This is a genomic window from Nonomuraea sp. 3N208, from assembly GCF_052245935.1.
In the GTDB taxonomy this organism is placed as follows: Bacteria; Actinomycetota; Actinomycetes; order Streptosporangiales; family Streptosporangiaceae; genus Nonomuraea.
In genome coordinates this window covers 155,341-176,617 of record NZ_JBQQBR010000025.1, presented here as the reverse complement: position 1 = coordinate 176,617, position 21,277 = coordinate 155,341, and the positions used below count along the sequence as shown (strand labels likewise).

Below are 21,277 nucleotides of genomic sequence, written 5' to 3'. Positions count from 1 at the left end.
CGGTCAGCCCGCGACGCGTTCGGCGTGCCGTACCGCCTGCAGGCCCGGCAGCGCGAAAGCGCCGAGCCCGGCCCCCGTGTCAGGGTCCAGCCGGATCACTTGATCACCGGCCCCGGCCAGCAGTTCGTCGGCCGTCAAGAGCACGCCGCGGGCAGGGCCGGGGAGGGCCCAGTCGGCCAGCGGTGCGAGCCTCTCCCCGTCGGCCACCAGCACTCGCGAACCCGCCGCCAGGTAGAGGCGCTGACGACCCGCCGCCGCGTACGCCTCCCCCGCGGGCAGCTTGCCGAGCCGGCCGCTGCGCAGGATCGCCTGGTCGTCGGTGGAGGCCACCACGATGCTGCCGGTGGAGGCGTCGAAGGCGTACAGCCGCTTGCCCGCCGCGTCCAGCGCGATGGTGTGCGCCGCGGGCGGGCCCAGCCCGAACGGCGCGGGCAGATCCAGGCAGTAGGCCCATCTCTGGTCCAGGTTGAGCACATGCACGAACGCGTGCACGCCCGGGCTCTGGTCCCGCCCCGCTACCAGGTCTCGGGTGTGCAGGTGGTCGTCCTGGTGGGTGTAGAGGGTGTAGAGCACGCCCGCGGTGGAGTCCAGCACGGCCTGGCGGCCCCGCCCGCGCATCTCCTCCTCCGCGCCGGGCAGGACCTGCCTCTTGTCACGCGTCTGCAGCGGCCCTACCTCGCCGGTGTCCAGGTCGTACATCCGCACCCGGTAGCGATCGGGCCGCTCGGGCGGGAGGTGGTCCAGCAGGTACATGGCCCGGCCGTCGCTGGAGAACGCCTCGGGCTCGATGTTGCCGTCCAGCTCGACCGTCCGCGTCTCGTTCTCGCCGACCAGCGTGATCCTGGTACGGCGGCGCGGCCCGGGCGGCGGCCCCAGCGCGATCATCCGGGTGGACACGGCCTTGATCTGCTGGCCGGTGACCGGTTCGTCGGCCAGCAGGGCGCCGGTGCCGGCCTGGTAGCTGCGTAGGCGGCCGTCCGTGAGCTGGTGGACAGTGGTCCAGGTGCTGTCGGCAACGGCGGCGGGGTAGCCGGCTTTGACCGTACCCGTGGCCAGGTCGACCACGGCCAGCCCGGCGGTGGTCGTGGCGAACAGCCGGCCCGGTTTGGGAGCGGGAGCCGCGGGCGCGGCTTTCGCGGTGGGCCGCTCTGCCGCGCAGGCCGACACGGCGGCGACTGCGCCGAGCGCGAATGCCTGACGTCTCGTGATGGAGGACACGCTCTCCTTACACCGCCCGCGCCCGCGGGGTTCCGAGGCTGGATGAGCCTCCGCCCTCGTCGCCGGCTCGCATGCCGCAGGCGTCAGGCGGTGACCGGGGTGAGCCGGCGGGACGGGGTGATCCTTTTGCGCAGCCAGGAGGCGGCGGCTGCGGCCGGCCACAGCCGAGTTGCCAGATTGCGGGCGATGACTCCGGCGCGGGTCGCGGGGACCATGAGGGCGGCGGCCGTCGCGACGTTGCCCTGCCGGGGATCGACCAGGATGCGGTGTCTGCGCTCGTATCGGGCGAAGGCCGAGTGCGGGTCGTCGGGGGTGGCGGCCAGTTCCTCGGCGAGGGTGTAAGCACCGGCCATGGCCAGGGTGGAGCCGTCGCCGAACAGCGATACCGATGAGGCGGCATCGCCCAGCAGAGCCACGCGGCCGTTCGCCCAGGAGCCGATCCGTACCTGGCTGACGGAGTCGAACCAGAGGTCATCGGCTGCGCGGACCTGGTTCAGCAGTTCGGGCACGCGCCAGGCGTCACCGGCGTACGCGTCGGCCAGGATCCGCTTGTGCTGCGCGAGGTCGCTCTGGTTGAAGTCCTGCACCGCCGGGTGGCGGAAGATGAAGGCGGCCAGGGCACGGCCGTGGACGGGGTGAAGGGCGACCATCCTGCCGGGGGCGTTGTGGAGTACGACGTCCGTTTCGTTGCCGGCCGGGCCGTCGAGCGGCATCGTCGCGACGTACAGGCCCATGTGGCGGACGAACCGCGACTCGGGCCCGAAGGCGAGCCTGCGGGTTGCCGAGTGGAGCCCGTCGGCTCCTATGACCAGGTCGAACCGGCGTGGCGCGGCCTTGCCGAAGGCGACGTCCACGCCGTCGCCGTCCTGGCGCAGCGCGGTCATGGTGTCGCCGAACAGGATCTCGGCGGAATCCTCGCTCGCCTCGTACAGGATCGTCGCCAGATCGGTGCGCGTCACCTCCACCTCCTGGCTGCCGGCCGCCTGCCGCAGGGCCCGCATGTTGACCCGGCCCACCTGGCGGCCGCGGCCGTTGACGAAGCTCATCGCCGCCACCTGGGTGCCGGCCTGGCGCAGCCGAGGCATCACCCCCATGCGTTCGGCCACCGCCACGGCCGGGCCACGCACGTCCACAGGGTTGCCGCTGGAGCGCAGGCCCGCTGCGCGTTCGACGATGGTGGGGCGGAATCCATGCCTGGCCAGCCAGTACGCCAGCGTCGTGCCGGCGATTCCGGCTCCAGAGATCAAGACTGTCGGGTTGACCTTGCCGGTCACGAGTCGGCTCCTGCCCTGGGGTAGATGACGATGCCTAGGCGTGACGATATGACGTTTTTTCAAAATTCGTCAATAGCATTAGGTCGGTTGACCAAATCTCGTATTTGGTCATATGGTCGGCGAGTGAGCATGAACGCCGACCGTCTCCGTGATCCGCAGCAACGGGCCGAACGGGCCGCACGGATTCTCGACGTGGCGGCCGACCTGCTGCTACGCCACGGCTATCGGCGGGTCACCATGGACGATGTGGCTGCCGGGGCCGGCATCGGCAAGGGCACCGTCTATCTGCACTGGAAGACCCGCGAGCAGCTGTTCAGCGCGGTCTTCGCACGTGAGGTGCTCGCCGCGATGGACGAGCTGCGGCAGGCGGTGCAGCAGGACCCGCGGGCGTGCCTGCTGCACCGCTTCGCGCGCGTTTACTTCCTGGCCATCGCGAACCGTCCGCTGCTGCGCGGATTCCTCTTGGACGACCCCGAGGTGCTGGGCAAGCTGACCAGCTCCCCCGACACCGCTCGCGACGAGCGGCACGGCACCATGGCGCGCGCCTACCTGCGGCTGCTCGCCGAGCACGGCCTGCTCCGCGACGACATGCAGGTCGACGAGATCGGTTACGCGTATCAGGCGACGTTCGAGGGATTCCTCCGAGCCGAGGGGGATGCCCCCGCGGGCGGCCAGGAACAGCGCGCCGACCTGCTCGCGCGGACCGTCCGGCAGGCGTTCGAGGGCGAGCCGGCGATCCCCGACGCCACGCTGCGCGAGGTCGCCGCCGCTACCGTCACCTTGCTCGACGACCTGATCGACGCTGATCGCGCCGAAGCCGTGCGCTGATCAGAGGTGCGCGCCGTCCTGATCAAGCCGACCGTGACGGTCGAGGAGGCCGGCGACGTCGTCACCGCATGCGGACGATGGCCCACAGCGATCAACGGACGCCTCGGCGCTCGGCGGCTCGCCGTCCATGGTTTGCGCGAGACCCGGCCCCCGACCGTGCCGTCAGCGGCCTAGTCTGAGCAGAGTTGAGCGTGCAGGGTCTGGAAGGCCCACCGCTCCCAGCGCTCGCGCGGCCAGCCGCGTTCGTGTACGAGCACCAGATAGATTTCGGGGCTGAGCAGGCCGTAGAGCAGGTCGGCCGCCTCCTCCACCGACATGTCCGCCCGCGCGCCAGGCTTGCCGACCAGTGCCGTGGCCGCCCGCTGCTGGACGACGTACCGCGGGTTGACGTCGTGCGGCCACAGTGCGGCGACTTCGGGGTCGCTCGCGGCCGCCGCTTCCAGCATTTTGCCGATCGGTGCGACCCGCTCCAGGACCGAGGTCGTGCCCGTGACGTAGGCGTGCAGCATGTCCTGGGCGGTTCCGGCCGCGAGCGCGCTGATGTACCACGGCCGGTCCATGGTGGCTACCGGCTTGTCATCGCCCGCGATCGTTACGTCGACCAGTTCCTTCAGCAGGGCGCGCTTGTTACCGAAGACGAAGTAGATCGTCTGCACCGCGACCCCGGCCCTGTCGGCGACGTCCTGCAGGTTCGTCGCGCCGTACCCGTCCTGCACGAACAGCTCCAGTGCCGCCGCCAGGATGCGCCGGCGGGTCTCCTGCGCCTTCTGCGCCCGCTTGCTGGGCCGCTTGACATCACTCATGGCTAGAGTCTATCTCTAGATTCATTCGCTAGAAGCCAACTCTAGAAATGAGGGCTAGTAATGCCGGTCATCACCGTCACTCGTTTCCAAGCCGATCCCTCCGACGCCGAGGAGCTCCGGGCGCGGCACGCCGCCCTCGTGTCGGCGACCAGGGCGGCCTTCCCCGGGCTGGCCGAGGCGCGCCTCGGCCGGATCGACGAGTCCACATGGGTCGGCGTCTGGCGCTGGGACTCGGCCGCCAGCCTGCAGGCGGCCCGCCAGGCCGTGCCCGGCGACGCCGCGGCCGTCGCGGCCTTCGCGCTGACGCGCGAGGCCACTGTGGACGACATCGACGTCCTGGACGAGCACTGATGGCATCCCCGGCCCCGTAAGAGGGCCGGGCCTTCCCACGATCAAGGAGATGACGTGATCGAGATTGACACGCTGATCAAGGTGTACGGCGCGGCGCAGGTCCGGGCGGTCGACGAGGTGTCACTGCGCATCGACGCCGGAACGGTCTTCGGCTTCCTGGGCCCCAATGGCGCCGGCAAGACCACCACCATCAAGATGCTGGCCGGGCTGCTGACTCCCACCTCGGGCCGGGTCCGGCTGGGCGGCTTCGACGTGGCCCGGCAGCGTTCGGCCGCGATGGCACAGTTCGGCGCGGTGCTGGAAGGCTCGCGCAACGTCTACTGGAGCCTGTCGGCCTGGCAGAATCTGATGTACTTCGGCCGGCTCAAGGGCCTGCGCAAGCCCCAGGTCGCCGAGCGGGCCAAGGATCTGCTGACCGATCTGGGTCTGTGGGAGCGGCGCGACGACAAGGTCGGCGGCTTCTCCCGGGGCATGCAGCAGAAGGTCGCGATCGCCGTCGCCCTGATCGCCGACCCGCCGATCGTTTTGCTGGATGAGCCGACGCTCGGCCTCGATGTCGAGGCCACCCGTACCGTCAAGAACTGGATCGCCGAGCAGGCTCGCGAGCTCGGGACCACGATCCTGCTCACCACCCACCAGCTGGATGTGGCAGAGGAGCTGTGTGACCGGGTGGCCGTCATGCGGCAGGGGCGGCTTGTGGCCGACCTGCCCACGCGGGAGCTGCTGGCCGGCTTCCGCGAACGCGACCGGTACGAGATCCGCGTCGAGGGAGCGGCGCCGCCCGGATTCGACGCCGTCACCCGTGACGGCGTCACCACGATCAGCGTGCGGGTGAGCGATCCGAGCGAGGTGTATGAGGTGGTCGAGCGGCTGCGCGCCCAGGGAGCCGTCCTGGAGTCGCTGATGCAGGTGCAGCCCGATCTGGAGGACGTGTTCCTCGCCCTGGTGAGCGAGCCGTCCCATGCATGACGTCCTGCGCGCGGAGATCGGCAAGGGCCTGCGCGTTCAGCTCGCGCACCCGGTCGGGCACGTCATCACGCTGCTGATCAGCACCATGATGTACCTCGGCCTGCAGTTCGTCCTGGGCCAGGGCGAACTGCGCCAGGACCTGCTGCCGCAAACCCTGGTCGCGATCGGCGGCTACTGGTTCCTGCAGTACGCCGGCCTGGTGATGGTGGCCGACGTCATCGAGGAGAAACGCGCGGGCACCTTCACCCAGTCCCAGATGAGCCCGGCGCCCCCGTGGCTGCTGATGCTCGGCCGGCTGATCACCGCCTCGGTGTTCGGGCTGGCCGTGGCCGCCGTCGCCGCTCTCGTCCCGATGCTCGTGGCCCAGATCGCAATCCCCTTGCGCTGGGCGGCGCTCCTGCCCGCCGTGCTCCTGGTGGTCAACGTGCTGGCCTTCACCTTCCTGCTGGCAGCCCTCGCCCTCGTCTCCCCGATGATCGGCGCCCTGCAGTCGCTGTTCACCTCGCTGGTGCTGCTGCTCAACGGCTCGTTCCTGCCGCTGAACCTGTATCCGGACTGGCTGGCCGCAGCGGCCAGACTTCTGCCCACCACGCTAGGCGTCGAGGCGCTCACTCAGACAATGTTCGAGGGCCGCACCGTGGCCGAGGTCTGGACCGGCGGCGCGCTGCCCTGGCTGCTGACCCACACCCTCGTACTCACCGCCGTCGCCGGCCTGCTGTTCGTCCGCAACCACCGGCGAGCCCTGGAGTCGTCATGACCTTCATCCGCGGATTCGCCGCCGAAGTCCGTAAGGGCCTGCTCAACCTGCTCGCCGGATGGCGCGAAGTCCTGATGGAGATGATCACGTTTCCGCTGTTCTACCTGCTCATCGTGCTGTTCATGGGACGCGGGCAGCTGCGCGCGGACCTGCTGCTGCCGGTGCTGCTCGGCATGGTGGCGCTGACCTTCATCCATGAGCAGGTCAACCGGGTGTTCTGGAGCTACCTGGGCGACATCCAGTCCGGCGTACTGGAACAGACCTACCTGACTCCGCTGCCCTCGGCCGCGAGCATCCTCGGCCGTCAGGTCGCCGCCGTGATCGCGGCCGTGCCCACCGCGCTGGCCGTCCTGGCCACCGGCGCCACCGCCATCACCCTCCAGGGCGGGCGGCTGCCCGTCGACGCACAGGTGATCGTACCGCTGGCGGCCATCGTACTGGGCACCTGCGGGCTCGCGCTCATCTTGTGCGGCCTGACCTTGGTGTTCAAACGCATCGAGATCATCACCCAGCTGTCCGTGGCCGTCTACGCCATCGCGGGCGGCACCCTGGTCCCCCTGGCCGCCCTGCCCGACCCGATCGCCTTCCTCGGCCGGCTGGTCGTCCCCATCGCGCCCGGCATCGAGGCGATGCGCGACATCCTGCTCGGCGGGCATTCCCTGGCCGCCCTCCCGACCGGCTGGGGTCTCGGCTGGCTGCTGGCCCAGCCACTGCTCATCACGGCCGCCGGGGTGATCCTGTTCAACCGGCTCGAAAACCTCGCCCGACACCGCGGCACCCTCGGCCGCTACTAGGCCAAGAACCTGAAGGAAAGAGAGCAACTGACGTGAATGTGTTCCTGTGGGTACTGCAGGCCGTCCTGACCGCTGTCTTCGGCCTGGCCGGGATCATGCATGCCACCCAGCCCAAGGAGAAACTCCGCCCCATGGCGCCCTGGGTGGAGGACTTCACCCTCACCCAGATCCGCCTGATCGGCGCGGTCGAGCTGCTCGGCGCCCTCGGTCTGATCCTGCCCGCCGTCACCGGCATCGCCCCGATCCTCACCCCGTTGGCCGCCACCGGCCTGGCCATCACCATGCTCGGCGCCGCCGTCACCCACATCCGCCGCAAAGAGCCGACGGCCATCGCCGTCAACGTGGTGCTGCTCGCACTGGCCGCGGTCATCGCCTGGGGCCGCTTCGGCCCCTACGCCTTCTGACCACCTGAACACTTCGAGAGCCGTCACCGCAGGCGGGAAGTGCATCGACGCGGTGCTCGGCCTGGAGCACTTCTCCACCTGGAGATCGTATTCCTCTTCGACCCGCCCACCGCGGGCCGTACCGCCCCAACCGTCTGGGCGTCTCCCGCTGCCGGCTGCTCACCGTCGACGGCCTGAACCTGCACGTCGCCGACATGGACGCACTTTCAGGCTCGCCGGTCTTGGACATCAAGCCATACCTGGCCGAGTTCGCTCCCCGTCAGCCGGTCATCCAGCCGACTTGGGCGACCGAACTCATGACCCACTACTACTGAGGCTTCATGCGCAGGCATGTCTGGCGAATCGGCGGCGGCACGGGCGGTGTCCGCCAGACTGCCCACCACCTGCCGCCGGTCAGGGGACAAAGGGGCTGTGCCTTCAAGACGCTTACGCGAGCGCGTCGGGCCGGTGGGCGGGTTGGAACAGCTCGATCAGGTTGCCGGCGGGGTCGGCGAGCAGGATCTGGCGCCCCCCGGGCCCGGCGACCACGTCGCTGAGGAAGGGCAGGCCGGCGTCGCGGAGCCGGGTGACCTCCGCATCCAGGTCGTCGACGATGAGGTGGATACGGTTGCGGCCGGGGGTGTTGGCCTCGTCGGGGGTAGCACGGGCGCCGGAGCTGGCGGGTCCGGACAGCAGCAGCCGCAACGGGCCACGGACCACGTCGGCGAAGGCCGGTGCGGCGCTGGTGTTCACCTTGAAGTCGAGGTGGGTGGTGTAGAAGTCGATGGCGGCCTGCACGTCGTCAACCAGGTAGCGGACGCTGGCGTAGTGGTCGGGTGCGGTCACGGCGGAACCTCCTTACGGTTGGTGGGCGGCGAGCACGGGCAGCAAGTGCCGGACGCGGGTGTCGATATCTGCTGCGGTGCGCTGGAAGGCGGGGTAGTCGGTGTCGCCGGCGGTGGCCGGCTCGGGGATGCTCCAGTGGGCCTGCCGCGGGTGTCGGGGAAACTCCGGGCAGACTTCGCGGGCCTTGTCGCACAACGTGATCACGTGGTCGAACGTGTGGCCGGCGAGCGTGTCCAGGTGCCGGGGGCGCTGGCCGGAAACGTCGATGTCGAACGCCTCGCGCAGCACCCGCACGGTGTTGGGGTGCAGCTGGGGTTTGGGGCGGCTACCGGCGCTGGTCACGCTCACGCGGTCGGCGGCGTGGTGGCGCAGCAGAGCTTCGGCGATCGGCGAGCGGGCGCTGTTGCCCGTGCATACGAAGAGCACGGTGAGAGGTCGGGACCGCTGCTGGTCGGCCGAAGGGATCGGTGGTGCGGCCTTCGGGTACAGCGCCGGGTGCAGCGCGGCACCGCTGTCGCTCAGCGCGTCCGCGCAGCGCTCCAGGTCCAGATGGTAGTAGCTGTCCCGGCCGTCGAAGCTGCTGCGTGTCGCGGTGACCAGTCCACCGTCGCGCAGCAGCCTCAGGTGGTAGGAGACCAGGTTCTGTGGCTGGTCGACCCGTGTCGCCAGCTCGCGGACGCGGTAGTCGCTGTCGGCGAGTTCGGTCAGCAGCCGCCAGCGCAGCGGGTGGGCGGCCAGCCGGACGAACGCCGGTGGGGTGAGGCCCTGACCCGAGAGTGCCATACACAGGACCATACATCCAACCCATTTGATGCATCAAGCCAGCTTGATGGATTGCCCGCGATGGAGGTGGATGATGGCATCCCCGCCACGCGTGGCGACTACGTTCGTTCTGAAGCCCTTGGGATGGCCCGAGCACTCCGGCATGTGCGATCACCTCGCCTCCGATCCAGGTCCAGATCCATTGAGCTTCTTGAACTGCCCAGATCGCGGGCTTCGCCGCCCTGGCGTACTGGGCGGTGCCGCAGCTGGCGACTTCCACGCGAGCAGATGCCTGGCGGCGCTGGAACCCTCGGCGGAGGACCGGCTTACCAAGCGGGTCGGCGAGCCGGCCGAAAGCCGCGCGGGCGTGCTGTAAGGAGCAGAGGAGGCCATGTCGGAGCTTCGCGACGTGATCCGTGCCATGTATCCGCCGATTCTCGCCGACCGAGGGCTTCTCGGGGCACTGGCGGCGCTCTCCGCCCGGTCGGGCGTCCCCGCCGAGATGGACCTCGGCGATCTCGACCGGTTACCCGCCGCGGTGGAGGCCGCTGCTTACTTCGTCGTCGCGGAGTCGCTCATCAACGCCGCCAAGCACAGCGGCCCCACCGAGGCGCGGGTACGGATCACCCGCGACAGCGGCAGGCTGCTGGTCGAGGTCACCGACAACGGCATTGGTGGTGTGGACGAGAGCTGCGGCACCGGCGTCACCGGGCATCCGCCGCCGGGTCGCCGCACTCGACGGCACCATGATGGTCACCAGCCCGGCCGGCGGCCCCACCGTCATATCGGTGGAGCTGCCGTGCGAGTCGTGATCGCCAAGGACAACGTCCTGCTCTCCGCCGGTCTGGAGCTCATCTTGGGCACCAAGGGCATCGAGGTCGCCGCCGTCGTCACCGACCATCCTGCCCTGGTCGAGGCCGTGGACCGGCACCGGCCGGATGCACTGATCGTTGATGTCCGGCTACCTCCATCCTCTGCGACGAGGGCGTCAAGGCCGCGCTGGAGATCCGGCACGCGCATCCTGGCCTACCGGTGCTCGTCCTGTCCCAGTACGTCGAGAAGGTCTACGCGCGGGAACTGCTCTCCGACGGCCGAGGCAGCGTCGGCTACCTCCTCAAGGACCGGGTGAGCCGGGTCAGCGAGTTCGTCGACGACCTGCGCCGAGTGGCCAAAGGCGGCACCGTCATGGACCCCGAGGTCATTGCCGAGCTCCTGGCAGGCGGCGCCACGAGCACCATCGACACGCTCAGCAGGCGAGAACGCGAGGTGCTCACTCTGATGGGCCAAGGCCTCGGCAACAACGACATCGGCAAGCGGCTGTTCATTACCGACAACGCGGTTCACAAGCACATCGGCAACATCTTCACCAAACTCGACCTTCCTCTCGCCGAAGGCGGCCACCGGCGAGTACTGGCAGTACTCGCCTTCGGAACGGACGCAGCGGTAGTGATCAAGAATGAGGGCACTGACGGGTTCCCATTGGCAAGTCCGGAAGTCGTACTAGTCTCTTTCCTTACTATGAATGACGTACATATCTACGAACATGATTCAGACGGGTTCCTCTACGATCCTCGCGGCAGGGCGGCGATGACCCAGTTCGCCGATGGCGACCTACTCGCCTTTGAGGCGGCCGCCGCCATCCGCACGGCCTATCACGCCGTCGAGCGCATGCGCGCCCACGGCTCTGAGAGCAGAGGGGTCAGTGCGGGCGCCCTCGATCTGCTGATCCGGCTCAGCGCGGCCGGCCAGGGCGTCAGTATCGGCGACCTGGCCCGCGCCGCCGGGGTCAGCTCTCGCAATGTCACCGGCTTGGTGGACACCTTGGAGCGCGACGGGCTGGTCCGCCGCGTGCCCGACCTGAAGGACCGGCGGTCGGTCCTGGCCGAGATCACACCTGCCGGGCAGGCGTGGATCGAGGCATTCCGCAAACCCTCACGGCTGGCGATGGGGGCGATGTTCCGGGGTTTCACGCCTGAGGAACTGCTCGTCCTCCGTGACCTGTGCCTGCGACTGGCCACCAATCAGCATCGCCTCGCCGACCACCTTCGCCAGATCGGATCCCAGCCGTGACCCTGACAGCTCAGGACCAGACCCGCCGCGCCGTACGCGGCTATCACGAAGCCCGCTTCCGCGGCGATGTGTCCGCGGCCGCGGCGTACGTGGGTGAGCCATTTCGGTTTCAAAGCCCGTTCATCAGCTCCGACGATCGGATGGGGCATCTGGCCACGTTGTCGGGCTTCGTGTCGATCGTGACCGGGGTCGAGCTCATCAGCGAGCTGTACGGCGAAGCGGAGGCGACGCTGGTGTATGACGTGCACACCGCCACACCAGCCGGCACACAGCGCACAGCCGAACACTTCCGCCTGGACGGCGGCAAGATCGTCTCGATCATGCTGGTGTTCGACGCCTCGCCCTGGCAGTCGATGAGAGCCCAGATCGAGCCGTGAGGTGACGCGCCGCGCGGCAGGCCCACGCCGCCCCAGCCGCACCGCCTCGGGCGTGCGGATCGGGCAGAAGGCGTCTTTGGGTCGGCACCAGAGCTCTAAACGATTTTGTAATGAGGCGGCGGGGCGTCGTCAGCCAGGATCGCTCGAGTTCAGGCGCTGTCCAGATTTTTCGTCCGGTACGGCAGGTAGGCGTGGGGCGTAGTCCGAGAGAATGTTCTCCGAGGCCGGCGAGCCCGAACCTCCGGACCTGCTGGGGCTTGCTCCCCCAGCACGTCCAGACCGTCGCCCGGCGGGCGGGTCTCACCTGATCCGCCCGCCGGGGTTGCGGACGGCCGCCTCTCGCAGAGTAACATCCCGAAGGCGCCACCCCCGGCCGAGTGGGTCGCCGATGAAGAGGCTTTCAACGCCAACCAACGCTGCGCGCCCAAGTCGACCCCTCATGGCAACGGATCATGTGTCGCAGCGGTGGTGCCGCGGTGGGCACGGATGAGTGCGACCACAGCGTCGGCGGTGCGGTCGAGGTAGCTGCGCCCATCGGGCAGCTGCGCCTCCGGGCTGATGTAACTGTGCCGCCCCATGTGGGTGGCCGGGTCAAGCCGGTGCATGGTGATCTTTCCGGCGCGGGCGGCCCGGTTCCATCCACTGCGGCGGAAAAGCCGCCAACGCTGCGGGAAGATCCAGATGCAGACCCGCTCAATCCAGTCACTAGCGCTGGTGAGCTGATACAGATGATGGGCGTGGGTGAGATCGTTGGCGCCGTTGTGGAACCCGCCGATAGTGATCAGCAGCAGCGGGGCATGCAGCTGGGTATGTAGTTCTTCTACCGCGCCGGTGGCGACCTGGGCGCCGCCGCTGTAGCTGAGCAGCACTACGGGTATGCCACTGTCGGGCTCGTACCCGGCAAGGCGCAGCTGGTCGGCAATCTGGGCGCCCACGGCGCGGTTGTACAGAGGACGGTACCGGCGGTCGGCGGCGACAAAGATCTGCATGACGTTGTGCAGGAACAGCAAGAGCCCGATGTGGTGGCGAAGCCACTCCCACACAGGCCGGTTGACGAGCGGGTCGGCCAGCGGAGAGTAGGGCTGCACCTGACCTAGCACCCGCAGTTCGGGCGCTCCGGCGATCAGGGCCTTGACCAGTTGGCCCCCGTCACGGGTGTCGGTGAAGCGGCGTTTTCCGATGCCGTCCAGATAGACCAGGTAGGCGTCGGGAGGACGGTCGGGGTCCGCGCCCCGGGCGTAGGGCATGCCCTGTGGGAGCTCGGTGGCAGGAGTACGCCAGCCGGCGATGTAGGCCAGCACCTCGTAGCGGGCGAGCAGAGCTTCAGCGAGCAGGACCGGACCAAGCACCAGGACCAGGAGCGGGAACTCGGTCATGTGATCAGCTCCCGTGCCCAGGCGGCGTTGATCTTCATGACCAGGCGCCGAACAGCATCGACGGTGGCGGCCAGCCCGACTCCAGCGATGGCCACGCAGCCCGCGGCAGCCCACCAGCCGAGCCCCGTCGTCGCGGCGAGCGGGGCGACGAGGCCGGCCCCGACCCCCACGAGAAGCAGCAGGTGCAGCAGGGGCCCGAGCAGTGGGAACGCGAGAACAGCGGCGAGAAGCAGCGGGGCGACCAGGCCGGGTGTCCAGGTCAACGCGGCGGCGACGCCTGGCAGCGGAGCGGGCAGCACCAGCTCGGCGAGGGTCCATGCGGCCAGTGGCCACAGCGCGAACACAGCGCCCTCGACCATGGCACCGAACAGCAGGAGCCGGATCGCATGGGACCGGGACACGCTGGGCCGGCGAGCTACCAGGGGCAGGATCCGCCCGGCGGCCTCGGACAGCCCGGCGAACAGCAGCAGGACGACAACGACGGGTGACATCGCTCAGCGCTCCTGTGGCGAACCCGTCTGGGCCGGCCGTCTGGGCCGGTCGGGCCGGTGCAGGTAGCGCTCGAGTTCGTCGGCGGCGTGCAGGTAGCCGCCGGCTTCGCGCTGGGCGACCTGCAGGCCGTCCGCCGCGGCCCGGAAGCGGGGCTCGTCGAGCAGACGCCGGGCGAGGGCGTGCACGAGTCCCGCGTCGGCGTCCCCGGGAGAGATCGACAGGCCCGCGCCGAGCTCGACCACCCGCCGGGCCACCAGCGGCTGATCTGCGCCCTGGGGGACCACCAGCATCGGGACCCCGGCGTACAGGGCCTCGTTGACGCTGTTCATCCCCCCGTGAGTGACGAACAGCGCGGCGCGGGCCAGCACCTCTGGTTGCGGTACGAAGTGGCGAGCGAGCACGTTGGCCGGCAGCGGCCCCAGCGCGGCCGGATCGGTCGCTCCGGTGGAGACGACCACGGTGCCGCCCAGGGGTGCGAGCGCGGTGGCGAACGTGCGCAGCAGCCGCGGGTCGGCATTGAACACCGTGCCCAGCGAGGCGTACAGCACCGGGGCTTGCAGCCGATCGGCCGGGAACGACGGGTCGGGTGGACGGGCGCCAAGGCTCGGGCCAACGAACTGGTATGACTGGTCGAAGGCGTCGACGCCGGGCTGGAACGCGCGCGAGGTGAAGACCAGGTTGAGCGGCTGGCGTACGTTCGCCAAGTCGAACAGTGGCAACCCACGGGTGTTGTAGCGGCGGTACAACTCCCACCGCGACCGCAGGTAGCTCTGGACATTGCGGGGCCGGGTCGCCGCCGCGGCCAGCAGCTCCCACGAGGCGCGGGTGGGGCTGGGCGCATACCGGTTGAACGCGAACGTGGTGAACAACGCTGCCGCCGGCACGTCGAGTTCGCGGGCGGCGACTGCGCCCCAGGGGCAGGCCGCGCCGTGGACGATCAGGTCAGGCCGTACGTCACGCAGCTCGGAAAGCACAGCGGGCAGCATGGCGACGGCGGTGCGCGCAAGCCCGTCGAGCATCGTGACCGGGATCGGCGGATCGGGGAGCGGTTGGTCACCTCCGCGGTAGAGGCACACGGTCGCACCGGTGGCCTCGATCTCCTTCGAGAAGGCGGGCGAGGTGTGATACGTGACGGAGTGGCCACGACGAACAAGCTCGGCCACGACCGGCAGCGTCGGATTTACATGCCCGTGCATGGCGATGTTGAGGAACGCGATGGTGCTCATCGGCCAACCTCCGATACGGGAGCGGTCTCTGCCTTGCCCAGATCAGCCGATATCGCAGGAGGACCGTCGACCCAATAGAGGCCGGGTCCACTGATGCGCAGCCCGTCGAGAAAGCGGCCCGCCGCGAGGGAAGCAGTATTGATCAGCCGCCGGGAATGGCTGAAGTCCCACGGGGAGGGCCAGGTCTCGATGCCGGTCGGCAGCACGACGGTCGGAATCTGTTCGGACACCTCGCGCAGGTCGCGCTCGATCTGATGGCGCCACATCAGCAGTCCCGCCCTGGCGGCGACCGCGCCGGCCCACCGGGGCGGGATGGTCGGGCGCAGCGGCCAGCTTGCCGGCCCGACCGCCAGCACCACCACGCTGGCCGCCCCTGCCTGCAGGGCCGCCCGTACCGGGACAAAGGCGATCACTCCGCCGTCGACGAGCGTCCGGCCTTCCCGATCCACCGGGGGCAGGACCCCCGGAATGGCTGCGCTGGCCAGCAGCGCGGACTCGAGATCTCCGTGGTCGAGCAGCGCCTGAGCGCCTGTGGCCAGATCCATGGCCACCGCGGTGAAGGGGACCTGCAGCTGTTCGATCCGCGACGGCAGCCCAGCCCGAGCGATCAGTCTGCGCAGGCCGCGATCGGCGAAGATGCTGGCCCGTGAGGACGGGACGCCGAGCGGAAACACCTCACGGCGCCGCGTATGGGTCCACACGCGATCCAGCCACGGTGCGGCCTGGCCGGGGTGGGCGGCCGCGATTGCTCCGTTGAGGGCGCCCACCGAGGTTCCGATGATCAGGTCCGGGACGAATCCTCGCTGCTCCAACGCGTACCCGACACCAACCTGCGCGGCCCCGAGCACTCCCCCGCCCCCTACGACTACCGCGACGGGACGGGGAAGGGCGTGCAAACCTGCCGAGTTCGGGCCCTCGTCCGGGCGGCTCGATGACGAGGAGGCCAATCTCCGGCGATATGTAACCCTCATGGTCCGTCCTCTCTCTCCACGGCGCCTAATCGGATTCGTTCCTCAGCTAAGACCGGGCAGCCACCGAATCAGTGACGACATCGGCCAACTTTTTCGTTCAGGTCGTCGCCGTGATCGGTGACAACGCGCTGCAACCGCTGGTCCGGGTAGCGGCGCTCGCGCAGGGCGGCCATGCCGGCTCAGGGACCGCTCCGCATGGAAGGAGCCCTGCTTTTACGCTCAGGCGAGGTCGGCGAGGTCCTGTTCGGTGAGGATGATCGACCGGGCGGCCAGGTTCTCCTCCAGGTGGGCCACGGAACCGGTGCCCGGGATGGCCAGGGCGACCGGGGACAGGGCCAGCAGCCAGGCCAGGGCGATCTGAGGGGCGGTGGCGTCGTGCCGTTCGGCGACTTTGATCAGGCCGGGGTCGTTGATGTCGGCCCTGCCGCCGCCGAGGGGGAAGAAGGGGACGAAGGCGATGCCAGCCTGCGTGCAGGCCTCCAGGACGGCCGTCTCGTCACGATTGGCGATGTGGAAGTTGTTCTGGACGGCCGTGACAGGGGCGATCGTGCGGGCCTCGGCGAGATGGCCGGCATCGACGTTGCTGATGCCCAGGTGGCGGATCAGTCCCTCTTCGCGCAGCGCGGCGAGCGCCTCGAAGCGTTCGGCGAGCGATTCGCCGTGCGGGGGCTCCATCGCGCCGATGCGCAGGTAGACCAGGTCAAGGCGATCCAGGCCCAGGCTCGCGAGGTTGGCTTCGACCTGGGGCCGAAGATCGGCGGCGCTGCCCGGGCGGGGGCCGCCGGGACCGAAGACGGGGCCGACCTTGGTGGCGATGACCAGATCGTCCGGGTACGGGGACAGGGCCTCGCGGATCAGGGTGTTGGCCCGTACCGAGCCGTCCTGGCTGCGGTAGAAGTCGGCGGTGTCGATGTGGTTGACGCCGAGCTCAACGGCGCGGCGTAGGACGGCGCGGCCGGACTCAGGGTCACGGGCCGATCCGCCCGGGCTGCTCTGGGGCAGGCGCATGGCGCCGAAGCCGAGCCGGTCGATCGTCAGGTCGCCGCCGAGGCGGAACTGGGTGGTCATGTCTCTCCTCGTGATGTGATGTGGTGCCTGCGAGGGACCCCCGACTTCGGCCGACGCCGAAGCAGGCCCCTCGTGGCACGAACCGGGAATCCGCTTCTTCAGGAGCCGGCGAAAGTCAACGTGCCGAGCGTCGTCAGCAGATGATCACGGCACTGCGGTGGACCACTCGCTCCCGTGTGCCGCCTGGTGTATGAAGGCGGCGACGTCCGCTGGCTGATCGTCGGGCTGCCTTTCATCGGCAACCGGTCACCCGCGCTGTCTGTGCCCTTGGCGGGGACCATGGATCGGCTTGGCCTGGTAGACCACGGTCCAGTCAGCCCGCTGGAGCGGATGCGCTCGTTCGCGATCTCCGTGTACTCGTGGATCGACCGCGGCAGCGGCGTGCGGTAGCGGCTTCTGTGTGGTGCTCGGCCGGTCGACGGCGTGGCCGGCCCCGAGCGACGACTCCCACTCCAGGCGGGAGACGCCCCCGTCACGCCGCATGCGATGGCAGGACTGGAACCCTCGACGAACGTGACCGTATCGTCGAGCGGTGCGCGTCCCGTACGGACGTAGTCCATCGTGACGTCCTCGAACCCGATGGACATGCCACAGAAGAGGATGAGTTCGTCGGGGGGGTTCACGATCTCCGCGACGGTCTTGCGATACACCGACCACGCCATCTGCGGGCAACTGTGCAGTCCTTCGGCGCGGAGCAGCAGCATGACGGTCTGCAGATATATGCCGACGTCGGCCCATTGGGGCGGCCCCATGTCGCGGTCGATGTACAAGAACAGGGCGACGGGCGCGCCGAAGCACTGCCAGTTCTCGGCGGCGGCCCTCTGGCGCGCCTCCCAGTCGTCGCGCGCGATGCCGAGTGCGCCGTAGCGCTCCCGGCCGAAGGCGGATCGGCGCTCGCGGTATGGGGACTTCAGTTCGGCCGGGTACATCTCGTACTCCCGCTCGTCCCAGGGGTCACCCGCGGCCAAGCGCTCGCCGGCGCGCTTTTTGAGCTCGGCCAGCGGCTCGCCGGTCAGCACGTAGACGCGCCACGGCTGGATGTTCGATCCGGACGGCGCCCAAGCCGCGGCGGACAGCACGCGCTCCAGCGCCTCTATCGGGACAGGCCGGTCGGTGAATCCCCGCACCGCACGCCGGCTCGTGACCGCCTCATAGACATCCATGAGCGTTACCTCCCCGCCCGCTCAACGCATCTATTTCCGTTACGTTCACTACGATATCAGACGAGAAGGTATCATTCAATACCATTCCTGATATAGGTCCCACCCCGGCGTTGTTACGGGTGACCGTTTGCACAGGCGTGGTCTCCTGGACACGCCACAGGCGGACCTTGGCATGGGACGAGCCCACGCGGCAGGCAACCGGCGCGCGGGCGCGCTTACGCCTCACCGCCTGCGGGATAGGCGAACCGGGTCAGCAGATCCTTTAGTTGCTCGTGCTCGCCGGGCCCCAGTTCGGCAACCAGACGCTCAGCCAGCGGCTCCGCCGCCACATGAGCTGCATCGAAAAGCTCGACACCCTGAGGCGTGATCTCCACTACCCGTACCCGCCGGTCCCCCGGAACGGTCTTGCGTACGGCCAGCCCCTTACGCTCCAGGTCGTCCACGACCCGCATGATCCCCGCCTTGTCCGACCCCGTCGCCGCCGCCAAGTCCCGCTGCACCGTGGGCCCGCGGTCGACCAGCACGATCAGAACGGCAAAATGCCGCAACTCGATGCCGAGCGGCCGAAGCGCCTCTGTCATCACCGTGGCCGCGCGCCAGTGTGCCTGCCGCAGCAGCAAGCCGAGAGCGAACGGCGAGGTATCCCCCGGGCGGTCGGTCGCACGCGAGGCGGTGGTTTTGCGAGGAACATCGGCGGTCATGAGGACATTGTACCGAATATCCTTTCATTCGATACGGTATCATGTGAAATTAAATGCGATCAAGGCCTCGTACGTCGCGCACCGGCATGGATGTCACAAATCACGCCGCCACCCGGTCTTGCTTCTGTAATGGCTTTCGTCCGAAGCGGTCAAAGGAGCACCATGCATTCGCCGGAGAACCGGATCGCCACGTCAGTCCTGGTCATCGGGACAGGAGGAGCCGGGCTGCGGGCCGCGATCGAGCTGGCCGAGCGCGGGGTCGGCGTCCTCGCGGTCGGCAAACGACCGAAGGCGGACGCGCACACCTCGCTCGCGGCGGGCGGCATCAACGCGGCGCTTGCCACGATGGACCCTGAGGACACCTGGCAACAGCACGCCGCGGACACCATCAAGGAGAGCTATCTCCTCGCCAACCCGAAGACAGTGCAAATCGTCACCGAGGGTGCCGCGCGCGGCATCGCCGACCTCGAGCACTACGGCATGCCGTTCGCCCGCGAACAGGACGGGCGAATCTCGCAGCGGTTCTTCGGCGCCCACACCTACCGGCGAACCGCCTACGCCGGCGACTACACCGGACTCGAGATCCAACGCACCCTGATCAACCGCGCGGCGCAGCTCGATGTCCCCATCCTCGACACCGTGTACATCAGCCGCATCCTCGTCCGCGACAACGTGGTCTTCGGCGCGTACGGATTCGACCTGACCGATGGCAGCCGCTACGTCATCCATGCTGACGCGGTGATCCTGGCCGCCGGCGGCCACACCCGGATCTGGCGGCGCACCTCCTCCCGTCGCGACGAGAACACCGGCGACTCCTTCCGCCTCGCCGTCCTGGCCGGCTGCCGCATCCGCGACCCCGAGCTGGTGCAGTTCCACCCGTCCGGTCTCATCGCGCCAGAGAACGCGGCCGGCACCCTCGTCTCCGAAGCGGCACGGGGCGAGGGCGGAATCCTCCGCAACCAGTCCGGCGAACGGTTCATGTCCCGGTACGACCCGGAGCGGATGGAGCTGTCCACGCGCGACCGCGTCGCGCTGGCCGCGTACACAGAGATCAAAGAAGGCCGCGGGACCCCGGACGGCGGCGTCTGGCTTGACGTGTCGCATCTGCCGAGACAGACGATCATGACGCGGTTGCCTCGCGTCTACCAAACGCTCCTGGAACTGCAGATGCTCGACATCACCAAGGACCCGATCGAGATCGCACCGACCGCGCACTACTCGATGGGCGGAGTGTGGGTACGACCCGAGGACCACGGTACGGGAGTCGACGGCCTGTACGCGATCGGGGAGGCGGCCAGCGGCCTGCACGGCGCCAACCGCCTCGGCGGCAACTCGCTCATCGAGCTCCTTGTCTACGGTCGCATCGTCGGGCAGGCGGCGGCCGAGTACTCTGCGGGCCTCGACGCCCAGCGCCGCTCGGCGGAGGCGCTTGATGCAGCAGGGGCGGAGGTGGACGAGCTCCTCGCCGCCGACGGCCCCGAGAACGTGCGCGCACTGCAGCGAGCCCTCCGCAACATCATGACGGAGCACGCCGGCGTGGTGCGTGACGAGAGCGGCCTGCTGAAAGGCCTCGCCGAACTCACCGCGGTGGAGGCGCGCATCGCCGACGTCGGCGTACACCCGGACATCGCCGGCTTCCAGGACCTGGCCCACGCCTTCGACCTCAAGTCCGCAGCGCTCGCCGCACGCGCGACGATCGAGGCCGCACTTGAGCGGCGTGAGACCCGCGGCTGCCACAACCGCTCCGACTTCCCCGATCTCGACCCCGCACTGCAGGTCAACCTGGTGTGGTCCGGTCCCGGATCAGTGCAGAGGGAGCCCATCCCACCGATTCCCGCCGAGATCGCGGCGCTCATGCGCGAGGTCTCATCCGTCGGAAAACTCGTCGAGTAGGGACGACCGGTGAGGCAGTCGACGAAAACATCCCGGCTGCCGGATCTCGTACCGCGGCAGACATCGCCGCCCTGTATACCCGCTGAAAGGACCGACAACGATGAGCCCTGTAGTCGTGGGCGTGGACGACTCCGAGGAAAGCCTGCGTGCTGTGGAGTGGGCCGCCGGCGAGGCCGAACGCCGCCGACAGCCGCTGCAGATCCTCCACGCGTTCATCTGGCCCCTCCTGGGAGCACCTCTCGGACCGCCGCCGGGAGCGCCCCCCGAAGGTGGCCTCCGGCACGCCGCCGAACGCATCCTGGCCACCGCCCTGACCCGTGCGCGGGCGGTCGCACCCGACATCGAGGTGACCACCAGCCTGCCGGAACACGATCCCGTCACCGCGCTGCTGCACCACTCTCACCAAGCAGACCTTCTCGTCGTGGGCAGCCGCGGGCTCGGCGAAGTAGGCGGCCTGCTCCTGGGATCGGTGGGCGCCCGGCTCGCGACCGAGGCCCCCTGCCCGGTCGTCGTCGTACGCGGGCCCGTCACGCCACACGGACCGGTCGTGGTCGGCCTCGCCGACCACAGCGAGAGCGAGGCGTTGCTGCCCTTCGCGCTCGCGTACGCCACCCGGACGGCGAACACCCTGATACTGGCGCACGTCAGCACCAAGGGATCAGCCAGCACGACGCTGCCCGAGCACTCCCTGACCCGGTGGCAGGAGCGCTTCCCCACGGTCACGATCGTCCAGGAGTCTCTCACCGGCCACCCGGGCAAGGCACTGATGCATGCCTCCTCCAAGGCATCCCTGCTCGTCGTCGGCTCTCACTACCATCACGAGCTCAGCGCATTGATGCACGGCTCGGTCAGCCAGGCCGTCCTGCACCACGCCCCCTGCCCAGTGGCGATCATCCAGGTCCAGCAGTCAGCAGGATGATCGCGATCTCGATGAGGTCTTCGTGCCGAGCAACAA

22 protein-coding genes and 2 pseudogenes are annotated in these 21,277 nt (G+C 69.1%); 12 read left to right on the top strand and 12 right to left on the bottom strand.

Going from position 1 to position 21,277, the window contains the following annotated elements; translation table 11 throughout:
* Positions 1-3 precede the first annotated feature (3 nt).
* Together ACTWPT_RS34325 and ACTWPT_RS34320 are read right to left on the bottom strand one after the other, a co-directional pair.
* Positions 4-1,218 carry a YncE family protein gene (locus ACTWPT_RS34325; protein WP_443181654.1) on the bottom strand — a complete coding sequence of 405 codons (1,215 nt, stop codon included), beginning with the start codon at positions 1,216-1,218 and terminating at the stop codon, positions 4-6.
* Positions 1,219-1,301: 83 nt separating this feature from the next.
* Entirely contained in the window at positions 1,302-2,492 is a 1,191-nt protein-coding gene (locus ACTWPT_RS34320) for an FAD-dependent monooxygenase (RefSeq protein WP_443181653.1), read from the bottom strand.
* Positions 2,493-2,621: 129 nt separating this feature from the next.
* Between ACTWPT_RS34320 and ACTWPT_RS34315 the strand changes: the two genes are divergently transcribed.
* A complete protein-coding gene (locus ACTWPT_RS34315; RefSeq protein WP_443181668.1) occupies positions 2,622-3,320 on the top strand; it encodes a TetR/AcrR family transcriptional regulator in 699 nt (232 codons plus the stop codon).
* Positions 3,321-3,490: 170 nt separating this feature from the next.
* On the opposite strand, the gene ACTWPT_RS34310 is transcribed toward ACTWPT_RS34315, so the two are convergent.
* Positions 3,491-4,123 carry a TetR/AcrR family transcriptional regulator gene (locus tag ACTWPT_RS34310; protein ID WP_443181652.1) on the bottom strand — a complete coding sequence of 211 codons (633 nt, stop codon included), beginning with the start codon at positions 4,121-4,123 and terminating at the stop codon, positions 3,491-3,493.
* A gap of 60 nt (positions 4,124-4,183) precedes the next feature.
* On the opposite strand from ACTWPT_RS34310, the gene ACTWPT_RS34305 reads away from it, so the two are divergent.
* From ACTWPT_RS34305 to ACTWPT_RS34280, 6 genes and pseudogenes are all read left to right on the top strand, one after another.
* On the top strand, positions 4,184-4,474 hold the full coding sequence (locus ACTWPT_RS34305; protein ID WP_443181651.1) for an antibiotic biosynthesis monooxygenase: 291 nt from the start codon (positions 4,184-4,186) through the stop codon (positions 4,472-4,474).
* A gap of 54 nt (positions 4,475-4,528) precedes the next feature.
* Positions 4,529-5,443 (top strand): ATP-binding cassette domain-containing protein, encoded by a 915-nt coding sequence (locus ACTWPT_RS34300; protein WP_443181650.1) that lies wholly within the window; start codon positions 4,529-4,531, stop codon positions 5,441-5,443.
* Positions 5,436-6,200 (top strand): ABC transporter permease, encoded by a 765-nt coding sequence (locus ACTWPT_RS34295; RefSeq protein ID WP_443181649.1) that lies wholly within the window; start codon positions 5,436-5,438, stop codon positions 6,198-6,200. Before ACTWPT_RS34300 ends, ACTWPT_RS34295 begins: the two co-directional genes overlap by 8 nt.
* A complete protein-coding gene (locus tag ACTWPT_RS34290) occupies positions 6,197-6,994 on the top strand; it encodes an ABC transporter permease (protein ID WP_443181648.1) in 798 nt (265 codons plus the stop codon). Before ACTWPT_RS34295 ends, ACTWPT_RS34290 begins: the two co-directional genes overlap by 4 nt.
* Positions 6,995-7,026: 32 nt before the next feature.
* Positions 7,027-7,398: a DoxX family protein gene (locus ACTWPT_RS34285; protein WP_443181647.1), complete on the top strand. Its 372-nt coding sequence runs from the start codon at positions 7,027-7,029 to the stop codon at positions 7,396-7,398.
* 89 nt (positions 7,399-7,487) lie between these two features.
* Positions 7,488-7,589, top strand: a pseudogene (locus ACTWPT_RS34280) (hypothetical protein); the annotation flags it as partial.
* 235 nt (positions 7,590-7,824) lie between these two features.
* Here ACTWPT_RS34280 and ACTWPT_RS34275 read toward each other — a convergent pair.
* Both ACTWPT_RS34275 and ACTWPT_RS34270 read right to left on the bottom strand, forming a co-directional pair.
* The gene (locus ACTWPT_RS34275) at positions 7,825-8,223 is read right to left on the bottom strand and encodes a VOC family protein (protein WP_443181646.1); all 399 of its coding nucleotides are present in this window, start codon (positions 8,221-8,223) and stop codon (positions 7,825-7,827) included.
* A 12-nt stretch (positions 8,224-8,235) separates the two neighbouring features.
* The gene (locus ACTWPT_RS34270; RefSeq protein WP_443181645.1) at positions 8,236-9,006 is read right to left on the bottom strand and encodes an arsenate reductase/protein-tyrosine-phosphatase family protein; all 771 of its coding nucleotides are present in this window, start codon (positions 9,004-9,006) and stop codon (positions 8,236-8,238) included.
* Between the two features lie 778 nt (positions 9,007-9,784).
* On the opposite strand from ACTWPT_RS34270, the pseudogene ACTWPT_RS34265 reads away from it, so the two are divergent.
* The 3 genes and pseudogenes from ACTWPT_RS34265 to ACTWPT_RS34255 all read left to right on the top strand — a co-directional run.
* Positions 9,785-10,413: pseudogene (locus tag ACTWPT_RS34265) on the top strand (LuxR C-terminal-related transcriptional regulator); the annotation flags it as partial.
* A 90-nt stretch (positions 10,414-10,503) separates the two neighbouring features.
* Positions 10,504-11,055 (top strand): MarR family winged helix-turn-helix transcriptional regulator, encoded by a 552-nt coding sequence (locus ACTWPT_RS34260; protein ID WP_443181667.1) that lies wholly within the window; start codon positions 10,504-10,506, stop codon positions 11,053-11,055.
* Entirely contained in the window at positions 11,052-11,432 is a 381-nt protein-coding gene (locus ACTWPT_RS34255) for a hypothetical protein (RefSeq protein ID WP_443181644.1), read from the top strand. The genes ACTWPT_RS34260 and ACTWPT_RS34255 overlap by 4 nt, the downstream gene beginning before the upstream one ends.
* A gap of 437 nt (positions 11,433-11,869) precedes the next feature.
* Here ACTWPT_RS34255 and ACTWPT_RS34250 read toward each other — a convergent pair whose 3' ends face one another.
* The 7 genes from ACTWPT_RS34250 to ACTWPT_RS34220 all read right to left on the bottom strand — a co-directional run bounded on the left by ACTWPT_RS34250 (position 11,870) and on the right by ACTWPT_RS34220 (position 18,429).
* Positions 11,870-12,808, bottom strand: coding sequence for a hypothetical protein (locus ACTWPT_RS34250; protein ID WP_443181643.1), 939 nt, complete (start codon positions 12,806-12,808; stop codon positions 11,870-11,872).
* Positions 12,805-13,299: a hypothetical protein gene (locus ACTWPT_RS34245; RefSeq protein WP_443181642.1), complete on the bottom strand. Its 495-nt coding sequence runs from the start codon at positions 13,297-13,299 to the stop codon at positions 12,805-12,807. Before ACTWPT_RS34245 ends, ACTWPT_RS34250 begins: the two co-directional genes overlap by 4 nt.
* A gap of 3 nt (positions 13,300-13,302) precedes the next feature.
* Complete coding sequence (locus ACTWPT_RS34240; RefSeq protein ID WP_443181641.1) at positions 13,303-14,526, bottom strand: macrolide family glycosyltransferase; 1,224 nt, start codon at positions 14,524-14,526, stop codon at positions 13,303-13,305.
* A complete protein-coding gene (locus ACTWPT_RS34235; RefSeq protein ID WP_443181640.1) occupies positions 14,523-15,497 on the bottom strand; it encodes a patatin-like phospholipase family protein in 975 nt (324 codons plus the stop codon). The genes ACTWPT_RS34240 and ACTWPT_RS34235 overlap by 4 nt, the downstream gene beginning before the upstream one ends.
* 219 nt (positions 15,498-15,716) lie before the next feature.
* On the bottom strand, positions 15,717-16,565 hold the full coding sequence (locus ACTWPT_RS34230; RefSeq protein ID WP_443181639.1) for an aldo/keto reductase: 849 nt from the start codon (positions 16,563-16,565) through the stop codon (positions 15,717-15,719).
* Between the two features lie 98 nt (positions 16,566-16,663).
* Positions 16,664-17,728 carry a nitroreductase gene (locus tag ACTWPT_RS34225; protein WP_443181638.1) on the bottom strand — a complete coding sequence of 355 codons (1,065 nt, stop codon included), beginning with the start codon at positions 17,726-17,728 and terminating at the stop codon, positions 16,664-16,666.
* A 215-nt stretch (positions 17,729-17,943) separates the two neighbouring features.
* Complete coding sequence (locus ACTWPT_RS34220; protein WP_443181637.1) at positions 17,944-18,429, bottom strand: MarR family winged helix-turn-helix transcriptional regulator; 486 nt, start codon at positions 18,427-18,429, stop codon at positions 17,944-17,946.
* Positions 18,430-18,591: 162 nt separating this feature from the next.
* On the opposite strand from ACTWPT_RS34220, the gene ACTWPT_RS34215 reads away from it, so the two are divergent.
* On the top strand, positions 18,592-20,322 hold the full coding sequence (locus ACTWPT_RS34215; RefSeq protein ID WP_443181636.1) for an L-aspartate oxidase: 1,731 nt from the start codon (positions 18,592-18,594) through the stop codon (positions 20,320-20,322).
* A 100-nt stretch (positions 20,323-20,422) separates the two neighbouring features.
* Positions 20,423-21,241, top strand: coding sequence for a universal stress protein (locus tag ACTWPT_RS34210; RefSeq protein WP_443181635.1), 819 nt, complete (start codon positions 20,423-20,425; stop codon positions 21,239-21,241).
* Positions 21,242-21,277: the final 36 nt, after the last annotated feature.